Annotated in this window: 17 protein-coding genes and 1 other RNA gene; 2 read left to right on the top strand and 16 right to left on the bottom strand. The window is 63.2% G+C overall.

Annotation, left to right across the window (positions count from 1 at the left end; genetic code table 11):
* Window positions 1-99 precede the first annotated feature (99 nt).
* From ftsA to rsmI, 16 genes are all read right to left on the bottom strand, one after another.
* A complete protein-coding gene (gene ftsA, locus CKW13_RS01010; RefSeq protein WP_095106086.1) occupies window positions 100-1,359 on the bottom strand; it encodes a cell division protein FtsA in 1,260 nt (419 codons plus the stop codon).
* A 14-nt stretch (window positions 1,360-1,373) separates the two neighbouring features.
* Window positions 1,374-2,240, bottom strand: a complete 867-nt coding sequence (locus CKW13_RS01005) for a cell division protein FtsQ/DivIB (RefSeq protein ID WP_095106084.1) — start codon at window positions 2,238-2,240, stop codon at window positions 1,374-1,376.
* A gap of 4 nt (window positions 2,241-2,244) precedes the next feature.
* On the bottom strand, window positions 2,245-3,201 hold the full coding sequence (locus tag CKW13_RS01000) for a D-alanine--D-alanine ligase (protein WP_095106082.1): 957 nt from the start codon (window positions 3,199-3,201) through the stop codon (window positions 2,245-2,247).
* Window positions 3,198-4,655 carry a UDP-N-acetylmuramate--L-alanine ligase gene (gene murC / locus CKW13_RS00995; protein ID WP_095106080.1) on the bottom strand — a complete coding sequence of 486 codons (1,458 nt, stop codon included), beginning with the start codon at window positions 4,653-4,655 and terminating at the stop codon, window positions 3,198-3,200. Before murC ends, CKW13_RS01000 begins: the two co-directional genes overlap by 4 nt.
* Complete coding sequence (gene murG, locus CKW13_RS00990; protein WP_095106078.1) at window positions 4,648-5,718, bottom strand: undecaprenyldiphospho-muramoylpentapeptide beta-N-acetylglucosaminyltransferase; 1,071 nt, start codon at window positions 5,716-5,718, stop codon at window positions 4,648-4,650. The genes murC and murG overlap by 8 nt, the downstream gene beginning before the upstream one ends.
* Complete coding sequence (gene ftsW, locus CKW13_RS00985) at window positions 5,708-6,931, bottom strand: putative lipid II flippase FtsW (RefSeq protein ID WP_095106076.1); 1,224 nt, start codon at window positions 6,929-6,931, stop codon at window positions 5,708-5,710. The genes murG and ftsW overlap by 11 nt, the downstream gene beginning before the upstream one ends.
* A complete protein-coding gene (gene murD / locus CKW13_RS00980) occupies window positions 6,928-8,274 on the bottom strand; it encodes a UDP-N-acetylmuramoyl-L-alanine--D-glutamate ligase (RefSeq protein ID WP_095106074.1) in 1,347 nt (448 codons plus the stop codon). The genes ftsW and murD overlap by 4 nt, the downstream gene beginning before the upstream one ends.
* A 6-nt stretch (window positions 8,275-8,280) precedes the next feature.
* Entirely contained in the window at window positions 8,281-9,363 is a 1,083-nt protein-coding gene (gene mraY / locus CKW13_RS00975) for a phospho-N-acetylmuramoyl-pentapeptide-transferase (protein WP_095106072.1), read from the bottom strand.
* Window positions 9,363-10,730, bottom strand: a complete 1,368-nt coding sequence (gene murF, locus CKW13_RS00970) for a UDP-N-acetylmuramoyl-tripeptide--D-alanyl-D-alanine ligase (RefSeq protein ID WP_095106070.1) — start codon at window positions 10,728-10,730, stop codon at window positions 9,363-9,365. Before murF ends, mraY begins: the two co-directional genes overlap by 1 nt.
* A complete protein-coding gene (locus tag CKW13_RS00965; RefSeq protein WP_095106068.1) occupies window positions 10,723-12,186 on the bottom strand; it encodes a UDP-N-acetylmuramoyl-L-alanyl-D-glutamate--2,6-diaminopimelate ligase in 1,464 nt (487 codons plus the stop codon). Before CKW13_RS00965 ends, murF begins: the two co-directional genes overlap by 8 nt.
* Window positions 12,186-13,925, bottom strand: a complete 1,740-nt coding sequence (locus CKW13_RS00960; RefSeq protein WP_176465034.1) for a penicillin-binding protein 2 — start codon at window positions 13,923-13,925, stop codon at window positions 12,186-12,188. The genes CKW13_RS00965 and CKW13_RS00960 overlap by 1 nt, the downstream gene beginning before the upstream one ends.
* Window positions 13,925-14,218: a cell division protein FtsL gene (ftsL, locus tag CKW13_RS00955; protein WP_095106063.1), complete on the bottom strand. Its 294-nt coding sequence runs from the start codon at window positions 14,216-14,218 to the stop codon at window positions 13,925-13,927. Before ftsL ends, CKW13_RS00960 begins: the two co-directional genes overlap by 1 nt.
* On the bottom strand, window positions 14,215-15,162 hold the full coding sequence (gene rsmH / locus CKW13_RS00950; protein WP_371856204.1) for a 16S rRNA (cytosine(1402)-N(4))-methyltransferase RsmH: 948 nt from the start codon (window positions 15,160-15,162) through the stop codon (window positions 14,215-14,217). The genes ftsL and rsmH overlap by 4 nt, the downstream gene beginning before the upstream one ends.
* Window positions 15,159-15,614: a division/cell wall cluster transcriptional repressor MraZ gene (gene mraZ / locus CKW13_RS00945; protein WP_019693566.1), complete on the bottom strand. Its 456-nt coding sequence runs from the start codon at window positions 15,612-15,614 to the stop codon at window positions 15,159-15,161. The genes rsmH and mraZ overlap by 4 nt, the downstream gene beginning before the upstream one ends.
* Before the next feature lie 309 nt (window positions 15,615-15,923).
* An RNA gene (rnpB, locus tag CKW13_RS00940) (RNase P RNA component class A) lies at window positions 15,924-16,277 on the bottom strand.
* 73 nt (window positions 16,278-16,350) lie between these two features.
* Window positions 16,351-17,205 (bottom strand): 16S rRNA (cytidine(1402)-2'-O)-methyltransferase, encoded by an 855-nt coding sequence (rsmI, locus tag CKW13_RS00935; RefSeq protein WP_176465033.1) that lies wholly within the window; start codon window positions 17,203-17,205, stop codon window positions 16,351-16,353.
* Window positions 17,206-17,441: 236 nt separating this feature from the next.
* On the opposite strand from rsmI, the gene CKW13_RS00930 reads away from it, so the two are divergent.
* Both CKW13_RS00930 and CKW13_RS00925 read left to right on the top strand, forming a co-directional pair.
* Entirely contained in the window at window positions 17,442-19,253 is a 1,812-nt protein-coding gene (locus tag CKW13_RS00930) for a penicillin-binding protein activator (RefSeq protein ID WP_095106061.1), read from the top strand.
* Window positions 19,253-19,624, top strand: coding sequence for a YraN family protein (locus tag CKW13_RS00925; protein ID WP_095106059.1), 372 nt, complete (start codon window positions 19,253-19,255; stop codon window positions 19,622-19,624). The genes CKW13_RS00930 and CKW13_RS00925 overlap by 1 nt, the downstream gene beginning before the upstream one ends.
* The last annotated feature ends 26 nt before the right edge of the window (window positions 19,625-19,650 follow it).

The raw sequence follows: 19,650 nt of genomic DNA, 5'->3' as shown, positions 1-19,650 counted from the left end.
CCCTCTCCTTTCATTTCTCTAGTTTTTTCGCCTACTGCGCCTACTGCTTACTACGTCCTGCATGCTGCTTTTTGCCGCGTGTAGCGTGCCACTTGAAGCTTAAAAATTCCCTTTGACCCACGCCTGCAACCGCTCCAGCAACGGCGCCTTGGCCTCATCGCTGTTGTTGTCGCGGCTGCTGCCGATGCCGGAGAACGACACCCCGTCGGACTGCTTCTGCAGGCCATACATCAACAGGCCAACGCCTGTGGAATAAATCGGGTTGCGCACCACGTCATCCAGGCCTTTGACACCATGGGGCACGCCCAGGCGCACCGGCATGTGGAAAATCTCTTCGGCCAGCTCCACCGCGCCTTCCATTTTCGAAGTACCGCCGGTGAGTACGATGCCGGCCGGGATCAGGTCTTCGTAGCCGCTGCGACGCAGTTCGGCCTGGATCAGGGTGAACAGTTCGTCGTAACGCGGCTCGACCACCTCGGCCAGGGCCTGGCGCGACAGTTCGCGCGGTGGACGGTCGCCCACGCTCGGCACCTTGATGGTTTCGCCGGCGCCGGCCAGTTTGGCCAGGGCGCAGGCGTAGCGGATCTTGATTTCTTCGGCGTACTGGGTCGGGGTGCGCAGGGCCATGGCGATGTCGTTAGTCACCTGGTCACCCGCAATCGGGATCACCGCCGTGTGGCGGATCGCGCCCTCGGTGAAGATTGCGATGTCGGTGGTGCCGCCGCCGATGTCCACCAGGCACACGCCCAGCTCTTTCTCGTCGTCGGTCAACACCGAGTAGGCCGAGGCCAGTTGCTCAAGGATGATGTCGTCGATTTCCAGGCCACAACGGCGCACGCATTTTTCGATGTTCTGTGCCGCGTTCACCGCGCAGGTGACTACGTGGACCTTGGCTTCCAGGCGCACGCCAGACATGCCCAGCGGCTCGCGCACGCCTTCCTGGTTGTCGATCACGTAGTCCTGGGGCAGCGTGTGCAGCACGCGCTGGTCGGCGGGGATGGCCACCGCTTGCGCCGCATCCAGTACCCGCTCCAAGTCCGCGGAGCTGACTTCGCGGTCGCGGATCGCCACGATGCCGTGGGAGTTCAGGCTGCGGATGTGATTGCCCGCAACACCGACGAACGCCGAGTGGATGCGGCAGCCCGCCATCAACTGCGCTTCTTCGATGGCGCGCTGGATCGACTGCACGGTGGACTCGATGTTCACCACCACGCCCTTCTTCAGGCCGCGGGAAGGATGGGTGCCGATGCCGACGATTTCCAGCGTGCCGTCGCCCGCGACCTCGCCCACCAGCGCCACCACCTTGGAGGTGCCGATATCCAGACCGACGATCATTTTGCCGCTTTGCACGTTTGCCATGGTCCTGCCTCTTCTCAATTCTTCGCGACGGCGGGTTGGGCCGCCTCGGGCGTCGCAGGTTCGCGCCAGCCGACGGCGAGGCCGTTGGCGTAGCGCAAATCGATGCGCGCAATGTTCGTAATCTGTTCTTTGAGCGTCTTGTCGTAGATGGCGATAAAGCGGCGCATCTTTTCCACCAAAGCCCCGCGGCCCAGCAACAGCTCGATCCCCGGGCCCGCGCTACCGGCACCGGTGGTCAAAAACCAGCTACCGCGCTCACGCAACTCCAGACGGGCAATGGAAAACCCCATCGGGCGCAGCATCTGGCTGAGCACCTGATACTGCTGCATCACCTGCTGCTGGGCGCGCTGCGGGCCGAACAACTGCGGCAGGTGCTCGTAATTGGCCAGCTCACGCGGCGTGAATGCCTCGCCCTGGTTGTTGAGCAGTGCCTCGTCGCCCCAACGGGCCACGGGCAGTTGCTCTTCGAGGCGGATCACCACCTGGTCCGGCCACACGCGGCGCACTTCGGCGTGGGCAATCCACGGCATGGTCTCAAGTTCGGCGCGCATGCTGGCCAGGTCGATGGTGAAGAAGCTCGCCGCCACATAGGGGGCGATCCGCTGCTGCACCGCTTGCTGGCTGATGTAGCTCAAGTCGCCCTGCACATTAATCTTGGTGATCGGCCGGTCGGCGTAAGGCATCAGGCGCTGCGCGCCTTCATAGGTACCAAAACCCAGCGCCACCAGCAGCACTGGCCAGAACAAGGCCTTGAGGAAGCCGAAATTGGCTTTGGGCAGGCGCACCGACATCGGCTCTTTTGCCACCATACGGCTGGCACCACGCGGCACCGGCTTGCGGCCGGGTGCGGGTTGCTGATGACGTAGGGATGCGCCTTGCATGGGTTTAACCTCTCGCCTCGACACTGGCCGCCAGGATCGACAGCACCAGTTGCTGGAAATCCAGGCCGGCCGCACGGGCCGCCATCGGCACCAGGCTGTGGTCGGTCATGCCCGGCGCGGTGTTGACTTCCAGGAACCAGAACTGCCCGTCGGCGTCTTGCATCACATCGGCCCGGCCCCAGCCGCCAATGCCCAGCGCATCGCAGGCCTTGGCGGTGAGGTCCATGAGTTCCTGTTCTTTCTGCGGCGCCAGACCACACGGGATCCGGTACTGGGTATCGCAAGCCAGGTACTTGGCGTCGTAGTCGTAAAAGGTGTGGGGCGTGCCCAGGGCGATGGGCGGCAAAACCTGGCCACGCAGGGTGGCGATGGTGAACTCCGGACCCTGGATCCATTGCTCGACCAACACTTGCGAATCGTAGGTACTGGCCGCTTTCCACGCCTCGATCAACTCGGGGGCGGAGGTCACCTTGGCCATACCAATACTTGAACCTTCATGGGCCGGTTTGACGATCAAAGGCAGGCCCAGTTCCTTGATGGCAGAAATACAGTCCTCTTCGCTGCACAACACGGTGTGGCGCGGCGTCGGAATACCCAGGCTGTGCCACACCTGTTTGGTGCGCAATTTGTCCATGGCCAAGGCCGAGGCGAGGATGCCGCTGCCGGTGTAAGGGATGCCGGCGCATTCGAGCAGGCCCTGCATGCTGCCGTCTTCACCGCCACGGCCGTGGAGGATGATGAAGGCACGGTCGATTTTTTCGCTGAGCAGGCGTTGCAAGAAATCGTCGCCCACGTCGATGCCGAACGCGTCCACCCCACCGCTTTGCAGCGCGCTGAGTACCGCATTGCCGGACTTGAGCGAGACTTCGCGCTCGGCGCTCTTGCCGCCGAACAGCACAGCGACGCGGCCGAAGCTTTTCGGGTCCAGGGTGGAGGCCAGGTTGGCGTAGGCAGCAGTCATTTCGATTTCCCCTGGCCGGCAGCAACGGCCCCCGCGAACAGCGGGCTATTCAAGAGTTTGGGCGCGAGGCCGCCGATATCACCGGCACCCTGGCACAGCAGGATGTCGCCGGCGCGCAGCAGTGGCTTGACCAGCGGCGCGAGGTCGACACCGCGCTCGATGTAGATCGGGTCGAGTTGGCCGCGCTGGCGGATGCTGTGGCACAACTGGCGGCTGTCGGCCCCCGGGATCGGCTCCTCGCCGGCCGGGTAGACCTCCATCAGCAGCAGCACGTTGGCGTCGGCCAGCACCTGCACGAAATCGTCGTACAGATCGCGAGTGCGGCTGTAGCGGTGCGGCTGGTAGACCATCACCAGGCGCCGCTCCGGCCAACCGCCGCGCACCGCTTTGATGACGGCCGCGACTTCGGTCGGGTGGTGGCCGTAATCGTCCACCAGCATCACGTTGCCGCCTTCGACCGGCAGTTCGCCGTAGACCTGGAAGCGTCGGCCCACACCCTGGAAGCCCGACAGGCCCTGGACGATGGCCTCATCGCTGACGCCTTCGTCGGTGGCGATGCAAATGGTCGCCAGGGAGTTGAGCACATTGTGGTTGCCCGGCATGTTCACCGAGACGTCCAGCGGCTCGCGGTCGGGGCGCAGAACGGTGAAGAAGGTCTGCATGCCTTGCTGGCGAACATTGATCGCACGCACGTCCGCTTCTTCGCTGAAGCCGTAGGTCACGGTCGGGCGCTTGACCAGCGGCAGAATTTCGCGCACCACCGGGTCGTCCAGGCACAGCACCGCCAGCCCGTAGAACGGCAGGTTGTGCAGGAACTCGACGAAGGTTTTCTTCAGTTTGTTGAAGTCGCCGTCGTAGGTCGCCATGTGGTCGGCGTCGATGTTGGTGACCACGGCCACCAGCGGCTGCAAGTGCAGGAAACTGGCGTCGCTTTCGTCGGCTTCGGCGATCAGGTAACGGCTGGTGCCCAGTTGTGCATTGGTGCCTGCTGCATTCAGCCGGCCACCGATGACGAAGGTCGGGTCCAGGCCACCGGCGGCGAACACCGAAGCGATCAGGCTGGTGGTGGTGGTTTTGCCGTGGGTGCCGGCGACGGCGATGCCGTGGCGGTAACGCATCAGCTCGGCCAGCATCTCGGCGCGCGGCACCACCGGGATACGGCGTTCCAGGGCGGTGGCGACTTCCGGGTTGGAGGTGTTCACGGCACTGGAAACCACCAATACATCGGCGCTCGCGGCGTTCTCGGCGCGGTGTCCGATGAAGATCTGAGCGCCAAAGGATTCCAGGCGTTCAGTGACGGGCGATGCCTTGAGGTCGGAACCGGAGACGTTGTAGCCCAGGTTCAACAACACTTCGGCGATCCCGCACATGCCCACGCCGCCGATACCGACGAAGTGGATGCGGCGGATACGGCGCATTTCCGGTTGCGGCATGGCTTTTTGATTCTCAACCATGAACCACCTCCAGGCAGGTATCGACCACGTTACGGGTGGCATCGGGTTTGGCCAGGCGGCGAGCAGCCTGGGCCATGGTGTCGAGTCGTTCTGGTTGCATCAAAACCTCTGTCAGGCGAGCGGCAAGGTCCGCTGCACCAGTCGTTCTCTGCGGCATCAGGAAGGCAGCGCCTTCACGGGCCAAATAGTCGGCGTTGCGGGTCTGGTGATCGTCGATGGCATGGGGCAACGGCACCAGCATCGAGGGCAGCCCGGCAGCGGCCAGTTCACTGACGGTCAGCGCGCCTGCGCGGCAGACCACCAGGTCGGCCCAGCCATAGGCTTGGGCCATGTCTTTGATGAAGGGTTGCACCTGGGCATCGACACCCGCGGCGCGATAGCGCTGGGCGGTGACTTCATCGTGATGCTTGCCTGCCTGGTGGAACACCTCGGGGCGCAGCTGCGCGGCGACCAGGGCCAGGGCTTCGGGCAGCAGTTTGTTCAGCGGTTCGGCGCCCAGGCTTCCGCCCAGGATCAGCAAGCGCGCGCGGCGCTCGGCCAGGGCCGGGCGCGGGGTATTGAGGAACAGTTCGCCGCGCACCGGGTTGCCAGTGGTACGGCGCGAGGCCGAGGCGGCGAAGGTATCCGGGAAGGCTTCGCAGACCCGCGCCGCCAAGGGCACCAGCAAGCGGTTGGCGGTGCCGGCCACGGCGTTCTGCTCGTGGACGATCACCGGCACGCCGGCCAACTTGGCCGCAACGCCGCCGGGGCCGGTGACATAGCCACCAAAACCGACCACGCACACCGGACGCAACTGGCGGATCACCTTACGCGCCTGCCAGATCGACTTGAGCAACATGAACGGCGCCTTGAGCAACGACAACTTGCCCTTACCCCGCAGGCCACTGGCGTCGATCAGATGCAACTGCAGGCCGGCGCCGGGCACCAATTCATTCTCGATCCCGCGCGGGGTGCCGAGCCAGTGCACGGTGTAGCCACGCGCCTGGAATTCACGGGCACAGGCCAGGGCCGGGAACACGTGGCCGCCGGTGCCGCCGGCCATAATCAGCACGTTAGCGCCCATGGGTCGGCTCCTCGGCGAAGTCGCTCTCTTTGAACTCCATCTCCTCGCTGCCCAGGTGGGTACGGCTCTCCCACTCGATGCGCAACAACAGGCCCAGGCACGCGCAGCAGATCACCAACGAACTGCCGCCGTAACTGAGGAAAGGCAAAGTCAGGCCTTTGGTTGGCAGCAGCCCGGTGTTCACGCCGATGTTAATCAGGAACTGGCCGATCCACAGGAACGCCAAGCCGTAGGCCACGTAGGCGGCAAAGAACTGCTTGGCCTTCTCTGCCCACAAACCGATGTACATGGCCCGCACGCAGACGAAGGTAAACAACGCCAGCGTCACCAACGAGCCCACGACGCCCAGTTCTTCGGCCAACACGGAAAACACGAAGTCGGTATGGGCTTCAGGCAGGTAGAACTGCTTCTGCACACTGTTGCCCAGGCCCACGCCCAGCCATTCGCCACGACCGAAGGCGATCAACGCCTGGGTCAACTGGTAGCCGGAGCCGAACTGGTCGGCCCAGGGGTCGGTAAAGGTAATCAAGCGGGCCATCCGGTAAGGCTGCGCCTGCACCAGGACGAACACCGCGCCGACAGCCAGCGCCACCATCAAGGCAAAGCGGAACAAGCCGACGCCGCCGAGGAACAGCATGGCCGCCGCCGCGCCCATCATCACCACGGTGGCGCCGAAGTCCGGTTCCATCAGCAACAGGCCGGCCATGGGCAGCAGCACGATGAACGGCTTGAAGAAACCCATCCAGCTCTCGCGCACCTCTTTTTGGCGGCGCACCAGGTAACCGGCGAGGTAGATGACCACAAAGACCTTGGCGATTTCCGAAGGCTGCACGTTGAAGAAACTAAAGCCGATCCAGCGCATAGAACCGTTCACTTCACGGCCGATGCCCGGTATCAGCACCATCACCAACAGGCCGAAGGCACCGACCAGCATCAGCCAGCCCAGGCGTTGCCAGGTGGCGATAGGGATCATCATGGTGACCAAGCAAGCCCCCAGGCCGATCAGCAGGTATACCAGGTGGCGGATCATGTGATAAAGCGTGTTGCCGGACTGCACCGCCGCCACTTCCGACGACGCCGAGGTAATCATCACCAGCCCCAGGCCCAGCAGCGCCAGGCAACCGGCGAGCATCGGGAAGTCGAGGTCGATGCCGCGCCCGGTAATCAACGGCGAAGGGTACGGTTTGATGATGTTGCTCAGGGCCGCGATCATGCCAAGCCCTCCACGGCGCGGGCGAACAATTGCCCACGGTCTTCGTAGTTCTTGAACATGTCAAAACTGGCGCAGGCCGGCGACAGCAGCACCGCATCGCCCGGCTGGGCCAGTGTGCGGCACTGGGCCACTGCCTCATCCAGCGAGTCGACGCGGATCAGCGGCACCGCATCGCCCAAGGCCTGGGCGATCAGTTCGCGGTCGCGGCCCATCAGCACCACGGCGCGGCAGTTGGCCGCCACCGGGTTGTGCAGGTCCTTGAATTCGGCCCCCTTGCCATCACCCCCGGCAATCAGCACCAGTTTGCCGCTGATGTCCGCGCCCAGGCCTTCGATGGCCGCCAGCGCCGCGCCGACGTTGGTGGCTTTGGAGTCGTTGTAGTAGCTCACGCCGTCCAGGTCGCGCAGCCACTGGCAGCGATGCTCCAGGCCGGCGAAGGTGCGCAGGGTCGCCAACATGGCGTCGAACGGCAGGCCCACCGCATGGCCCAGCGCCAGGGCCGCGAGGGCATTGGACTGGTTGTGGGAGCCGCGGATTTTCAGCTCGCGTACCGGCATCAGGTTTTGGAACTCGAACGCCAGGTACTTCTCGCCGTTTTCTTCGCGCAGGCCAAAAGCCTTGAAATCGGGCTGGCTCAAGCCGAAGGTCCAGCACGGCAGGCCCTCACCCATCAGCGGACGGCTCAGGGCATCCTGGCGGTTGACCACCACTTGCCGCGCCCCCCGGAAGATCCGGTGCTTGGCCAGGTGATACGCCGGCAGGCCGCTGTAGCGGTCCATGTGGTCTTCGCTGATGTTGAGCACGGTGGCCACTTCGGCGCCCAGTTGATCGGTGGTTTCGAGTTGGAAACTCGACAACTCCATCACGTACAACTCGACGTCGTCGCTGAGCAGGTCCAGCGCCGGCGTGCCGAGGTTGCCGCCCACGGCGACACGCTTGCCCGCCGCTGCGGCCATCTCGCCCACCAGGGTGGTCACGGTGCTTTTCGCGTTGGAACCGCTGATGGCGACGATCGGCGCCTTGGCGTTGCGCGCAAACAGCTCGATGTCACCGGACAACTTCACGCCACGGGCCGCGGCGGCTTGCAGGGCCGGGGTGGCCAGGGCCAGGCCGGGGCTCACGTAGAGCTCGTCGGCACGGCACAGAAATTCCACATCCAACTCGCCACAACGCACTTCCACGTGCGGATAGTCACGGCGCAGCGTGACCAGCTCCGGTGGATTTTCCCGCGTGTCGGCCACGGCAAACGACGTGCCCCGGTTCGCCAGGAAGCGAACCAGGGACATGCCGCTCTTGCCGAGGCCGACAACGATGCGGAAGTGGTCAGAAGCGATCAAGGACACTCGTTTCTACCTCAGTTTCAGGGTGGCAAGGCCGAACAGCACCAGAATCACGGTGATGATCCAGAAACGGACGATCACACGCGGCTCGGGCCAGCCCTTGAGTTCAAAGTGGTGGTGGATCGGCGCCATGCGAAACACCCGGCGGCCGGTCAATTTGAAGGAGGCGACCTGAATCACCACCGACAGGGTTTCCATCACGAACACGCCGCCCATGATGAACAGCACGATTTCCTGGCGCACGATCACCGCGATGGTGCCCAGGGCCGCGCCCAGCGCCAGCGCGCCGACGTCACCCATGAACACTTGCGCCGGGTAGGTGTTGAACCACAAAAAGCCCAGGCCGGCGCCGATCAGCGCGCCGCAGAACACGATCAGCTCGCCGGCGCCCGGCACGTAGGGGATCAACAGGTATTCAGCGAATTTTACGTTGCCCGACAGGTAGCAAAAAATCCCCAGCGCGCCGCCCACCATCACGGTCGGCATGATCGCCAGGCCATCGAGGCCGTCGGTCAGGTTGACTGCGTTGCTCGAGCCGACGATCACGAAGTAGGTCAGCACGACGAAGCCCGCGCCCAAGGGGATGCTGATGTCTTTGAGCATCGGCAGGATCAGGGTGGTTTCCACCGCGCTTGGCGCAGTCATATAAAGGAAGACTGCCGCGCCCAGGCCGAACACCGATTGCCAGAAGTACTTCCAGCGGCTCGGCAGGCCTTTGGAGTTCTTCTCGATCACCTTGCGGTAGTCATCCACCCAACCGATGGCGCCGAACAACAGTGTCACCAGGAGCACAACCCACACGTAGCGGTTGCTCAGATCGGCCCACAACAGGGTGCTGATGCCGATGGAAGACAGGATCAATGCGCCGCCCATGGTCGGCGTACCGGATTTGGACAGGTGCGACTGCGGCCCGTCGTTACGCACCGACTGGCCAATTTGCAGGTTTTGCAGGGTACGGATCATCCACGGGCCCAGGCACAACGACAAGGACAGCGCGGTCAGTACCCCGAGAATCCCGCGCAGGGTCAGATACTGGAAGACCGCGAAGCCTTTGTGGAACTGTTGCAGATACTCCGCTAGCAGCAGCAGCATTAATGTTTCTCCCCGCTCGGGCCACACAAAGCCGCAACGATGTTTTCCATCGCCGCGCTGCGCGATCCCTTAATCAAAATGGTGGTGTTTGGGTCCTGCTCGGCGCCCAGGGCGGCAATCAACTCAGCCTGGGTGGCGAAATGACGGGCCTGCGGGCCAAAAGCCTGTACCGCGTGAGCCATCAGCGGGCCCACGGCGTATAGGGTCGAAACCTTGCCGGCGGCATAGGCGCCCACGTCGTGGTGGCCCTGCTGCGCCCAGTCACCCAATTCGCCGATATCGCCGAGCACCAGGACGGTGCGCCCGGAAAAGCCGGCGAGTATATCAATGGCGGCGCACATTGAGGTGGGGTTGGCGTTGTAAGTGTCATCGATCACACGCATACCGTTGCGCGCCAGTTGCGCGACCGTGCGGCCCTTGACCGGTTGCACCGCGCCCAGGCCGGTGGCGATGCCGAACAGCGACACACCCAAGGCATGGGCGGCAGCGGCGGCGGCCAAGGCATTGGCGATGTTATGGGTGCCGAGCAGGTTCAGTTGCACCCGCTCGCTGCCATCGGGCGCGTGCAGGGTGAACGCCGGGCAGCCACGAGCATCGAGGCTCATGTCGCTGGCATGGAAATCGGCGGCGCTGTTGCTCAGGGCAAAACTCAGCACCCGGCGTGCGCCGGCGCGGGCCTGCCAAATGGCGAAGGCTTTGTCGTCGCGGTTGAGCACGGCGATACCGTCGGCCTGCAGGCCTTCGATGATCTCGCCTTTGGCCTCGACGATTTTTTCCGGGCCGCCAAACTCGCCGACGTGGGCTGTGCCGGCATTGTTGAGCACGGCAACGTGGGGCCGGGTCATGGCCACGGTGTAGGCGATCTCGCCGAGGCGCGAAGCGCCCAGTTCGATGACGGCCGCGGTGTGTTGCGGGGCCAGTTCGAGCAGGGTCAATGGCACGCCCAGATCGTTATTCAGATTGCCGCGGGTCGCGTGCACGGGCCCGCGGGTGCGCAGGATGCTGGCGAGCATTTCCTTGACCGTGGTCTTGCCGCTGGAGCCGGTGATGGCCACTACCGGGTGGGTGTACGCCGCACGGTTCAGGGCACCCAGTTGGCCCAGGGCCACGCGGGCGTTGGCCACCAGCAACTGCGGGATCGCGCTGTTGGCCACTTCCCGCTCCACCAAGGCTGCGACCGCGCCTTTGGCGGCCACTTGATTGAGGTAATCGTGGCCGTCGAAACGCGGCCCGATCAGAGCGACGAACAACTGGCCCGCAGCGATGGCACGGCTGTCGATGCTTACACCGTCAAAGCGTGCATCGGCGCCCAGCAGGCGGCCGCCCAGCACCGCGGCGACTTCGCTCAGCAACAAGGCTTTAAGCATGGGCCACCTCCCACGCGGCCAAGGCGCGTTGGGCCTCCACCAGGTCGGAGAAGGGCTGGCGCTCGCCGTTGATTTCCTGATAGTCCTCGTGACCTTTGCCGGCCAAAACAATCACATCATCGGCGCTGGCACCGGCGATCAACTGGGCAATGGCAACACCACGACCGGCGACAAAGGTGACGTTATCCACCGCCGTGAAACCGGCGCGGATGTCCGCGAAAATCTGCGCGGGGTCTTCGCTGCGTGGGTTGTCGTCGGTGACGAGCACGCCGTCGGCCAAGCGTTCGACGGTGGCCGCCATCAACGGCCGTTTGCCGCGATCACGGTCACCGCCACAGCCGAACAGGCACAGCAACTGGCCCTTGGCATGGGGGCGCAGGGCCATCAATACTTTTTCCAAGGCGTCCGGGGTGTGGGCGTAGTCAACCACCACCAGCGGCCGCGCCCCGCCACCGAGGCGTTGCATGCGCCCAACCGGGCCTTCGAGCTTGGGCAGAACCCGCAGGATTTCATCCAGTGGGTAATCCAGGCCGAGTAAGGCGCCAATCGCCGCCAGCACGTTGCTCAGGTTGAAACGCCCCAGCAGGGTGCTGCGCAAATGGTGCTCGCCCTGGGGCGTGACCAGGGTGGCGCGCACGCCTTCATCGTCGAAGTGGGCTTCGCGGCAATAAAGGTAGGCGCTCGAATCTTCCAGGCTGTAGCCGATCAGGCGCGAATCCTGCGGTTGCGCCGCCAGTTGCCGGCCGAATGCGTCGTCCAGGTTGATGACCCGGCAGCGCAAGTCGTTCCAGGCGAACAGCTTGGCCTTGGCTTGGCCATAAGCCTGCATGGTGCCGTGGTAATCCAGGTGATCGCGGGACAGGTTGGTCAACACTGCCACGTCGAACGCCAGGGCGCTGACCCGGCCCTGATCCAACCCGTGGGAAGACACTTCCATGGCCACAGCCTTGGCCCCGGCCTTTTTCAGGTCCGCCAGGGTGGCTTGCACGGCAATCGGGTTGGGCGTGGTGTGCAGGCCGCTTTGCAGCGCGCCGTAGAAACCGGTGCCCAAGGTGCCGACGATGCCACAGTGCTGGCCCAACAGGTCCAGGGCCTGGGCCACCAATTGGGTCACGCTGGTTTTGCCGTTGGTGCCGGTGACGCCCACCAGGTTCAGGTGGCGGCTCGGCTCGCCGTAGAAACGCCCGGCGATATCGGAAAGCTGCGCCGCCAAGCCCTTGACCGGGATCAGCGGGACATCGGTGATCGGCAACACGGTGGCGCCTTCGACCTCATAGGCCACCGCCGCCGCACCGCGTTGCAAGGCATCGGCGATGTGGGCACGGCCGTCGAGCTTGCCGCCCGGCACCGCGAGGAACAGGTCGCCGGCGCGCACGTGGCGACTGTCGAGGGTCAGTTCACGAATCAGCAGATCATGGCCGGCATGGGCGAAAATCTTGTTTAGGCTAAGAGACATCAGCCGCGCCCTCCATTGGCTTGCACAGGTACTACCGGTGCCGTGGCCGCTTGCTGCGTGGCCGGCAGGTTATCCGGGGTGATGTTCATCAGGCGCAGGGTGCCGGACATCACTTTGCTGAACACCGGCGCCGAAACCAGGCCACCGAAGTAGCCGGCCTTGCTCGGTTCGTCGATGACGACAACGATGGCGTAGCGCGGGTCGCTCATGGGGCCGAAACCGGCGAACAGCGAACGGTAGGAATTCTCGGCGTAACCCTTGGTGCCCACGGAGGTCTTGCGCGCGGTACCGGACTTGCCCGCCACGTGATAGGCCGGCACTTGCGCACGGAACACGCCGCGCGGGGCTTCGATCACTTGCTGCAACATGCCCTGGATGGTCTTGGCGACGTGCTCCGGGATCACCTGGGCGGTGTCTGGAGCCTTGTCGGTCTTAATCAGAGTCAGCGGCGCCATGCGACCGTTGTTGGCCAGGACCGAGAAAGCGTGAACCAGTTGGATCGCGGTCACCGACAAGCCGTAGCCGTAAGACAGCGTGGCCGTTTCGGCCTTGCGCCATTCGCGGTAGTTGGGCAGGTTGCCGACACGCTCACCCGGGAAACCCAGGCCGGTGTCCTGGCCCAGGCCGATTTTTTGTGCCAGGCGGAAAATGCTCTCGCCGCCGATATCGAAGGCAATCTTGCTCATGCCCACGTTACTGGAGTTAATCAGGATGCCTGTGAGGTCAAGCACCGGGCCTTCGGTCCTGGACACGTCACGGATGGTGTATTTGCCCAGTTGCAGCGTGCCCGGATACACCTCGACTTTGTCGCTGGGCTTCCAGCGCCCACTTTCCAGGGCCGCGCTCATGGAGATCGCTTTCATGGTCGAACCCGGCTCGAACACGTCGATCATGGCGCGGTTGCGCATCATCGCCGGCTGCAGGTTGCGACGGTTGTTGGGGTTGTAGGTCGGCTGGTTGACCATGGCCAGAATCTCGCCGGTCTTGACGTCCATAATTACCAGGCTACCGGCCTTGGCGCCGTTATCGACGATGGCGTTGCGCAACTCGCGGTTGGCCAGGTATTGCAGGCGCAGGTCAATCGACAACGCCAAGGGCTTACCGGCCTTGGCGTTTTTGGTGACCTGGACATCCTTGATTAACCTGCCGCGCCGATCCTTGATGACTTGGCGCTTGCCGGCGACACCGGCCAGCCATTCGTCATAGGCCAACTCCACGCCTTCGCGCCCGCGATCATCGATGTCGGTAAAGCCGACCATATGGGCGGTGACTTCTCCGGCAGGGTAAAAGCGGCGGAACTCTTCGATGCCATACACGCCCGGCACTTTCAGATCGAGCACGCTCTGGCCCTGCTCGGGGGTAAGGCCGCGCACCAGATAGATGAATTCTTTATTGGCCTGGGCTTGCAGGCGCTCGGACAACACCTTCGGGTCCTGCCCCAATGCCGCCGCGAGGGACGGCCACTGGGCCTTGGCCTGCTGCATTTCCTTGGCGTTGGCCCACAGGGTGGTCACCGGAGTGCTGACGGCCAGGGGCTCGCCATTGCGGTCTGTAATCAGCCCGCGGTGCGCCGGGATAGGGATGTGCCGCACGCTGCGCGCATCGCCCTGACCCTTGAGGAACGCACGGTCGACCACTTGCAGGTCGACGATACGCCAGGCGATCGCGCCCACCATCAGTGCCAGCAACCCCAGCACCACGCGGAAACGCCACGGATAGAGCGCGCCCTCGAGTTTCATCATGGCGCCACCATTCGCACTTCTGCCGCGCCGGGAATGCGCATTTTCAGTTGCTCGGTGGCCAGCACTTCAATACGGCTGTGGGCGGTCCAAGTGCTTTGCTCGAGGATCAAACGCCCCCATTCGGCCTGAGCTTTGTCGCGTACGCTCAACTCTCCGTACAGGGTGTTGAGCAACTGGCGATTCCAGTGGGCGCTGTAAGACACGGCAATCGCCGAGACGAGCACGCCAATGAACAGCAGCAGCATGAAAAAGCTTCCGCCGGGCAGGGGCTTGGCGAAAAGCCTGCTCACCGCAGCTTCTCCGCGACGCGCATGACCGCGCTACGGGCGCGCGGGTTGGCCTTGAGTTCGGCTTCACCCGCGAACTGCGCCTTGCCATGGACTTTGATTTTTGGCACGAACGCTTCAAAGCGTACAGGCAGGTTACGCGGCAGGTTGTCCGATTCGCCCTTGACCAGTTTGCGCATGAACAGTTTGACGATGCGGTCTTCCAGGGAGTGGAAGCTGATAACGACCAGGCGCCCGCCCACTTCCAGGGACTCCAATGCGGCTTCCAGGCCGGTCTCCAGGTCGCCCAACTCGTTGTTGACGTGGATGCGCAGGCCCTGAAACGCGCGGGTAGCGGGGTTCTTGCCCTTTTCCCAGGCAGGGTTGGCGACTTTCAGTACTTCGGCCAGGTCGGCAGTGCGTTCGAACGGCGTGATATCTCGGCGCTCGGCCACGGCACGAGCCATACGCCCGGAAAAGCGCTCTTCGCCGTATTCCTTGAAGACACGGGCGATTTCTTCCACGGGTGCGGTATTGACGAACTCGGCAGCACTGACCCCGCGCGACGGGTCCATGCGCATGTCGAGGGGGCCATCGTTCATGAAGCTGAAGCCGCGCTCCGGGTCGTCCAGCTGCGGCGACGACACGCCAAGGTCCAGCAGCACGCCGCTGACCTTGCCGGCCATGCCGCGCTCGGCCACTTCGGCACCCAACTCGGCAAAACTGCGCTGCACAATGACAAAGCGGCCGTCTTCGGCCGCTAGCGCTTGCCCTGTGGCAATCGCTTGAGGGTCCTTGTCGAACCCCAGCAGCCGTCCCTCTGGCCCAAGGTGGCTGAGGATCAAGCGGCTGTGCCCACCGCGCCCGAACGTGCCATCCAAATAGCAGCCATCAGCACGTACGGCGAGAGCCTCGACGGCTTCGTCAAGCAGTACGGTGATGTGGTTAAAGCCGCTATCAATAGTCACAGGATCAAATCACGCAGTTCATCAGGCATGGCGCCCGGTTGTTGAATGGCAGCCAGGTCAGCGGCAGAAACCGCATCCCAGGCATCTTCGTCCCATAACTGGAACTTGTTCAGTTGGCCCACCAGCATGGCGCGTTTATCGAGCTTGGCGTATTCGCGCAAACGGGGCGGAACCAGGAAACGGCCACTGCCATCGAGCTCCAGATCCACGGCATTGCCAATCAGCAAGCGTTGCAGGCGGCGGTTCTCTTCTCGCAGAGAAGGCAGTGCGCGCAGTTTGGTTTCGATCAGCTCCCACTCATCGAGCGGGTAAACACATAAACAAGGATCAACGGCGTCGATCGTGACGATTAACTGACCGGAACTTCGCGAAACGAGCTCGTCACGGTACCGGCTCGGCATGGCGAGACGGCCCTTTGCATCGAGACTGATAGCGTTAGCTCCGCGAAACACGTCTGCGCTTCTCCAAATATTAGCGTTTTGCGCTCAAAAAACCCACTTCATGCCACTTTCCGCCACTTGCGCACACTATAGGAATGCGCCCACCACACCGTCAAGGCGCGGACTAAAGGAAAAGTCTTACAGAACGGATATTTAGGAGCGTAAAAGAGGGGGCAGCAGTAATTTGGCGGCGAATTGCACCCGTTAACTTCCATCAGCTCAAAAAGCTACGACCGGAAGTTAAAGTGATTTATTAAGAGTAAGATTTTTTCGGTATTACAAATGCGCTTCTGCCAGTGATTCCAGCAGGGAGGGAAAGAGGTGGAGAGTCGATCTGTAAGCCGGGTTCTGTCTTGAACAGTCATTCGTCTACGGTGGCCATCACTGGACACCTTTAGCAACCTACCCGGTTCCAGCGCGGGCCACGCCTTGGAACCCTATTTGGTCTTGCTCCGAGTGGGGTTTACCTAGCCACGAACTGTTGCCAGACGTGCGGTGCGCTCTTACCGCACCTTTTCACCCTTACCGGCACCGAAGTGCTTAGGCGGTTATTTTCTGTGGCACTTTCCGTAGGCTCACGCCCCCCAGGCATTACCTGGCACTCCGCCCTATGGAGCCCGGACTTTCCTCCCCCCCCTAATTTTCATAGAGGGCAGCGACTGTCCGATCGACTCTCCGCCGCGCAGGTTAACGGCACATCGCCCCAAGAACAAGGGCCAAGCACCTTTTTGCCTGACGCACAGCCCGGTTATTCTGCCTGCTGTTTGCTCAACGCCACCTGATACAGCATGTTCTTGCGCTCACCGGTGATTTCCGCCGCCAGGGCTGCGGCGCGTTTCAAGGGCATTTCCTTGAGCAGCAAGTCCAGGATGCGCATGGCTTCGCCGCTGATCGCCTCGTCGCTTTGCGGCGCGGTCCAGCCTGCCACCAGCACCACACACTCACCACGCTGCTGGTTGCTATCGCCCTCGACAAACTCGCGCAACTGCGCCAGCGGCAAGCCCTTGAGCGTCTCGAAGGTCTTGGTCAGCTCCCGCGCCAGCAAGGCCGGGCGCTCGCCGCCAAACACCAGTTCCATGTCTTGCAGGCATTCGAGAATGCGGTGCGGCGCCTCGTAGAAGATCAGCGTGCGCGGCTCTTCCTTTAATAGCTCCAGGCGCGCGCGGCGGCCAACAGCCTTGGCGGGCAAAAAGCCCTCGAAGATGAACCGGTCCGAAGGCAGCCCCGCGGCAGACAGCGCCGCGATCAACGCACAGGCGCCCGGCACTGGGACCACATTGATGCCTGCTGCGCGCGCCTGGCGCACCAAGTGATAACCAGGGTCGGAAATCAGCGGCGTGCCCGCGTCGGAGATCAACGCCACGTCATCCCCTGCCAACAAGCGGGTGATGAACCGGCTGCCCTCGTCGCGCTCGTTGTGCTCATGGCAAGCGGCCAGCGGCGTAGGGATACCGAAATGCTGCAACAGGCGCAACGAGTGGCGCGTGTCCTCGGCGGCGATCAGCGCGACGTCACGGAGGATTTTCAGCGCCCGCGCACTGATGTCGTCCAGGTTACCGATGGGCGTCGCCACCACATAAAGCGAGCCAGCAGCGGAATTCAAAGCACCTGGAGCAGTCAAAGCGCACACCTCTTGATCGACAAAAGCGCCATTGTAGCGCGTAGAGGTGATGAAAACGTGCCCCTGCAAAGGCTCGCGCAATGCGGTCGATTGTCATTTATGTGCCTATAACAGCCATGCACGACCTAAATTGACAGTTTGACGCCAGTAACATCGCGCCCCGGCCAGTGCTTGGGTACAATTCCACGCTAATTTGATCGAGTATCAGGAACACTTACATGATCGCTTGCCTGCGGCTGTTCTCTGCCCTCTGCCTTGCCGCCCTATTGGCCGCTTGCGCCAGCTCGCCCTCGTCCAGCCTTGGCGAACTCCCACGAACCCCGGATGCCAGCATCGAGCAACTGCTCGAACAGGCCGCCACCAGCAAAAACCCGGAAAAAGCCGCCCTATTGCGCCTCAGCGCCGCAGACCTGGCCTATCGCCAGGGCAATGCCGGTCAATCGGCGCAGATTCTGGCGCAAGTACCGTTGGACTCACTCAAACCCGGCCAACAGGTATTCGCCAGCACCCTTTCAGCCGAACTGGCCATGACTCGCAACCAACCCAAGGCCGCCCTCACCGCCCTGAGCCATCCGAGCCTGCAACGTCTGGGCGAAATGCCCACCGAGCAGCGGGTGCGCACTGGCAGCGTGCATGCTCGCGCATTGGAAGCCGACGGCCAGACCCTCGCTGCAGCACGGGAACGCATTTCGGTTGCGCCCATGCTCAGCGGCGAAGCAGCCGGCAAAAACCACGAAGCCATCTGGACCCTGATCGCCTCGTTGCCCACCGACCAATTACAGCCTGCCAGCCCCGACGACCTGGGCGGCTGGCTCAGCCTGGCCCTGGCGGTTAAGACTGCTGGCACGCTGGAGCAGCAACAAGCCGCGATCGATAGCTGGCGCGCCCAGAATCCAAAGCACCCGGCCGCCCTGCAACTGCCCACGCCACTGGTCAAGCTCAAGGAACTGGCTAGCCAGCCTCTGAACAAAATCGCCCTGCTGTTACCTCAGGATGGCCCCCTGGCGTCCGTGGCCAAGGCATTGCGCGAAGGTTTCATGGCGGCGCACTACCAAGCCCTGCAAGCCGGCCAGAAGCCACCTAGCGTTCAGTTCTATGACAGCTCGCGCCTGACCTCCCTGGACGAGTTTTACCGCAAGGCCCAGGCCGACGGCGTGCAACTGGTGATCGGCCCGCTGGAAAAACCACTGGTCAAGCAGCTCAGCGCTCGCCCGCAACTGCCTATCACCACCCTCGCCCTGAACTACAGCGAAGGCGATCAAGGCCCGGCGCAACTGTTCCAGTTTGGCCTCGCCGCTGAAGACGAGGCGCGCGAAGTTTCGCAACGCGCCCGTGCTGATGGCTTGCAGCGTGCCGCCGTTATGGTACCTAAAGGCGAATGGGGCGACCGTGTGCTCAAGGCGTTCCGCCAGGATTGGGAAGGCAATGGCGGCTCCGTGCTCGGCGTCGTGCGTGTCGACCAACCGGTGGCCCTGGCCCAGCAAATCGCCGACCTGTTCCAGTTGCGCCAGAGCGAAGGCCGGGCCAAGAGCCTGCAGAGCACCGTTGGCTCGCAAGTCGCGGCGCAACCGGCACGCCGCCAGGACATCGAGTTCATCTTCCTGGCCGCCACGCCGCAACAAGCCCAGCAGATCAAACCGACCCTGAACTTCCAGTACGCTGGCGATGTGCCTGTGTACGCCACGTCCCATGTGTTCAGCGCCAGCGGCGATCAAAACCAATACAACGACATGAATGGCGTGCGCTTCTGCGAAACGCCATGGCTGCTCGACGCCAACGACCCCCTGCGTCGCCAAGTCGCCGCGCAATGGCCACAAGCTGGCGGCAGTCTGGGTCGCCTGTACGCCATGGGCGTAGATGCCTACCGTTTGGCACCACGTCTGGGCCAGCTCAAGGCACTGCCTGACAGCCGCATCGAAGGCGCTTCCGGCAGCCTGACCATGACCCCTTCGCAGCGGGTTCAGCGCCAGTTGCCCTGGGCTCAGTTTGTCAGCGGCCAGGTCCAGCGCCTGCCCGACACGCCGCGCTGATGCCCGAGCGCTCACACCAGCAAGATGGAAGAGATGCCGAGAACCACGCGCTCCGGCATCTCCAGCAACAGGGCCTGCGCCTGCTGGCGCAGAACTGGCTGTGCAAGCGCGGTGAGCTTGATCTGGTCATGCTTGATGGCGATACAGTAGTATTCGTCGAAGTTCGCTACAGAAAGAACACCCAATGGGGTGGTGCGCTTGGCAGTATCGATGAGCGCAAGCGTCAGAAACTGATCCTCGCCGCGCAGTACTTTTTACAAAGCGAGTCACGCTGGGCAGATCACCCCTGCCGCTTCGATGTGGTCGCGATAGACAGCACCACCGGCTCGGCACCAGCCTTGAACTGGCTGCAAAACGCCTTTGACAGCTGACCCGGGCACCCAGGCCAAGCCGACAA

The sequence above is a fragment of the Pseudomonas sp. Irchel 3E20 genome, assembly GCF_900187645.1.
Taxonomy (GTDB): Bacteria; Pseudomonadota; Gammaproteobacteria; order Pseudomonadales; family Pseudomonadaceae; genus Aquipseudomonas.
Note: the sequence above shows the minus strand (reverse complement) of the source record. Positions and strands in the feature narration are given on the sequence as shown.

What these genes read in the sequence shown, in the direction of transcription:
- CKW13_RS00965 (WP_095106068.1), bottom strand. Translation starts at nt 12,186, where the DNA reads ATGTCTCTTAGCCTAAACAAGATTTTCGCCCATGCCGGCCATGATCTG.
- CKW13_RS00960 (WP_176465034.1), bottom strand. Translation starts at nt 13,925, where the DNA reads ATGAAACTCGAGGGCGCGCTCTATCCGTGGCGTTTCCGCGTGGTGCTG.
- murG (WP_095106078.1), bottom strand. Translation starts at nt 5,718, where the DNA reads ATGGGCGCTAACGTGCTGATTATGGCCGGCGGCACCGGCGGCCACGTG.
- ftsW (WP_095106076.1), bottom strand. Translation starts at nt 6,931, where the DNA reads ATGATCGCGGCCCTGAGCAACATCATCAAACCGTACCCTTCGCCGTTG.
- mraY (WP_095106072.1), bottom strand. Translation starts at nt 9,363, where the DNA reads ATGCTGCTGCTGCTAGCGGAGTATCTGCAACAGTTCCACAAAGGCTTC.
- CKW13_RS00925 (WP_095106059.1), top strand. Translation starts at nt 19,253, where the DNA reads ATGCCCGAGCGCTCACACCAGCAAGATGGAAGAGATGCCGAGAACCAC.
- CKW13_RS01005 (WP_095106084.1), bottom strand. Translation starts at nt 2,240, where the DNA reads ATGCAAGGCGCATCCCTACGTCATCAGCAACCCGCACCCGGCCGCAAG.
- ftsA (WP_095106086.1), bottom strand. Translation starts at nt 1,359, where the DNA reads ATGGCAAACGTGCAAAGCGGCAAAATGATCGTCGGTCTGGATATCGGC.
- CKW13_RS00930 (WP_095106061.1), top strand. Translation starts at nt 17,442, where the DNA reads ATGATCGCTTGCCTGCGGCTGTTCTCTGCCCTCTGCCTTGCCGCCCTA.
- murF (WP_095106070.1), bottom strand. Translation starts at nt 10,730, where the DNA reads ATGCTTAAAGCCTTGTTGCTGAGCGAAGTCGCCGCGGTGCTGGGCGGC.
- murC (WP_095106080.1), bottom strand. Translation starts at nt 4,655, where the DNA reads ATGGTTGAGAATCAAAAAGCCATGCCGCAACCGGAAATGCGCCGTATC.
- CKW13_RS01000 (WP_095106082.1), bottom strand. Translation starts at nt 3,201, where the DNA reads ATGACTGCTGCCTACGCCAACCTGGCCTCCACCCTGGACCCGAAAAGC.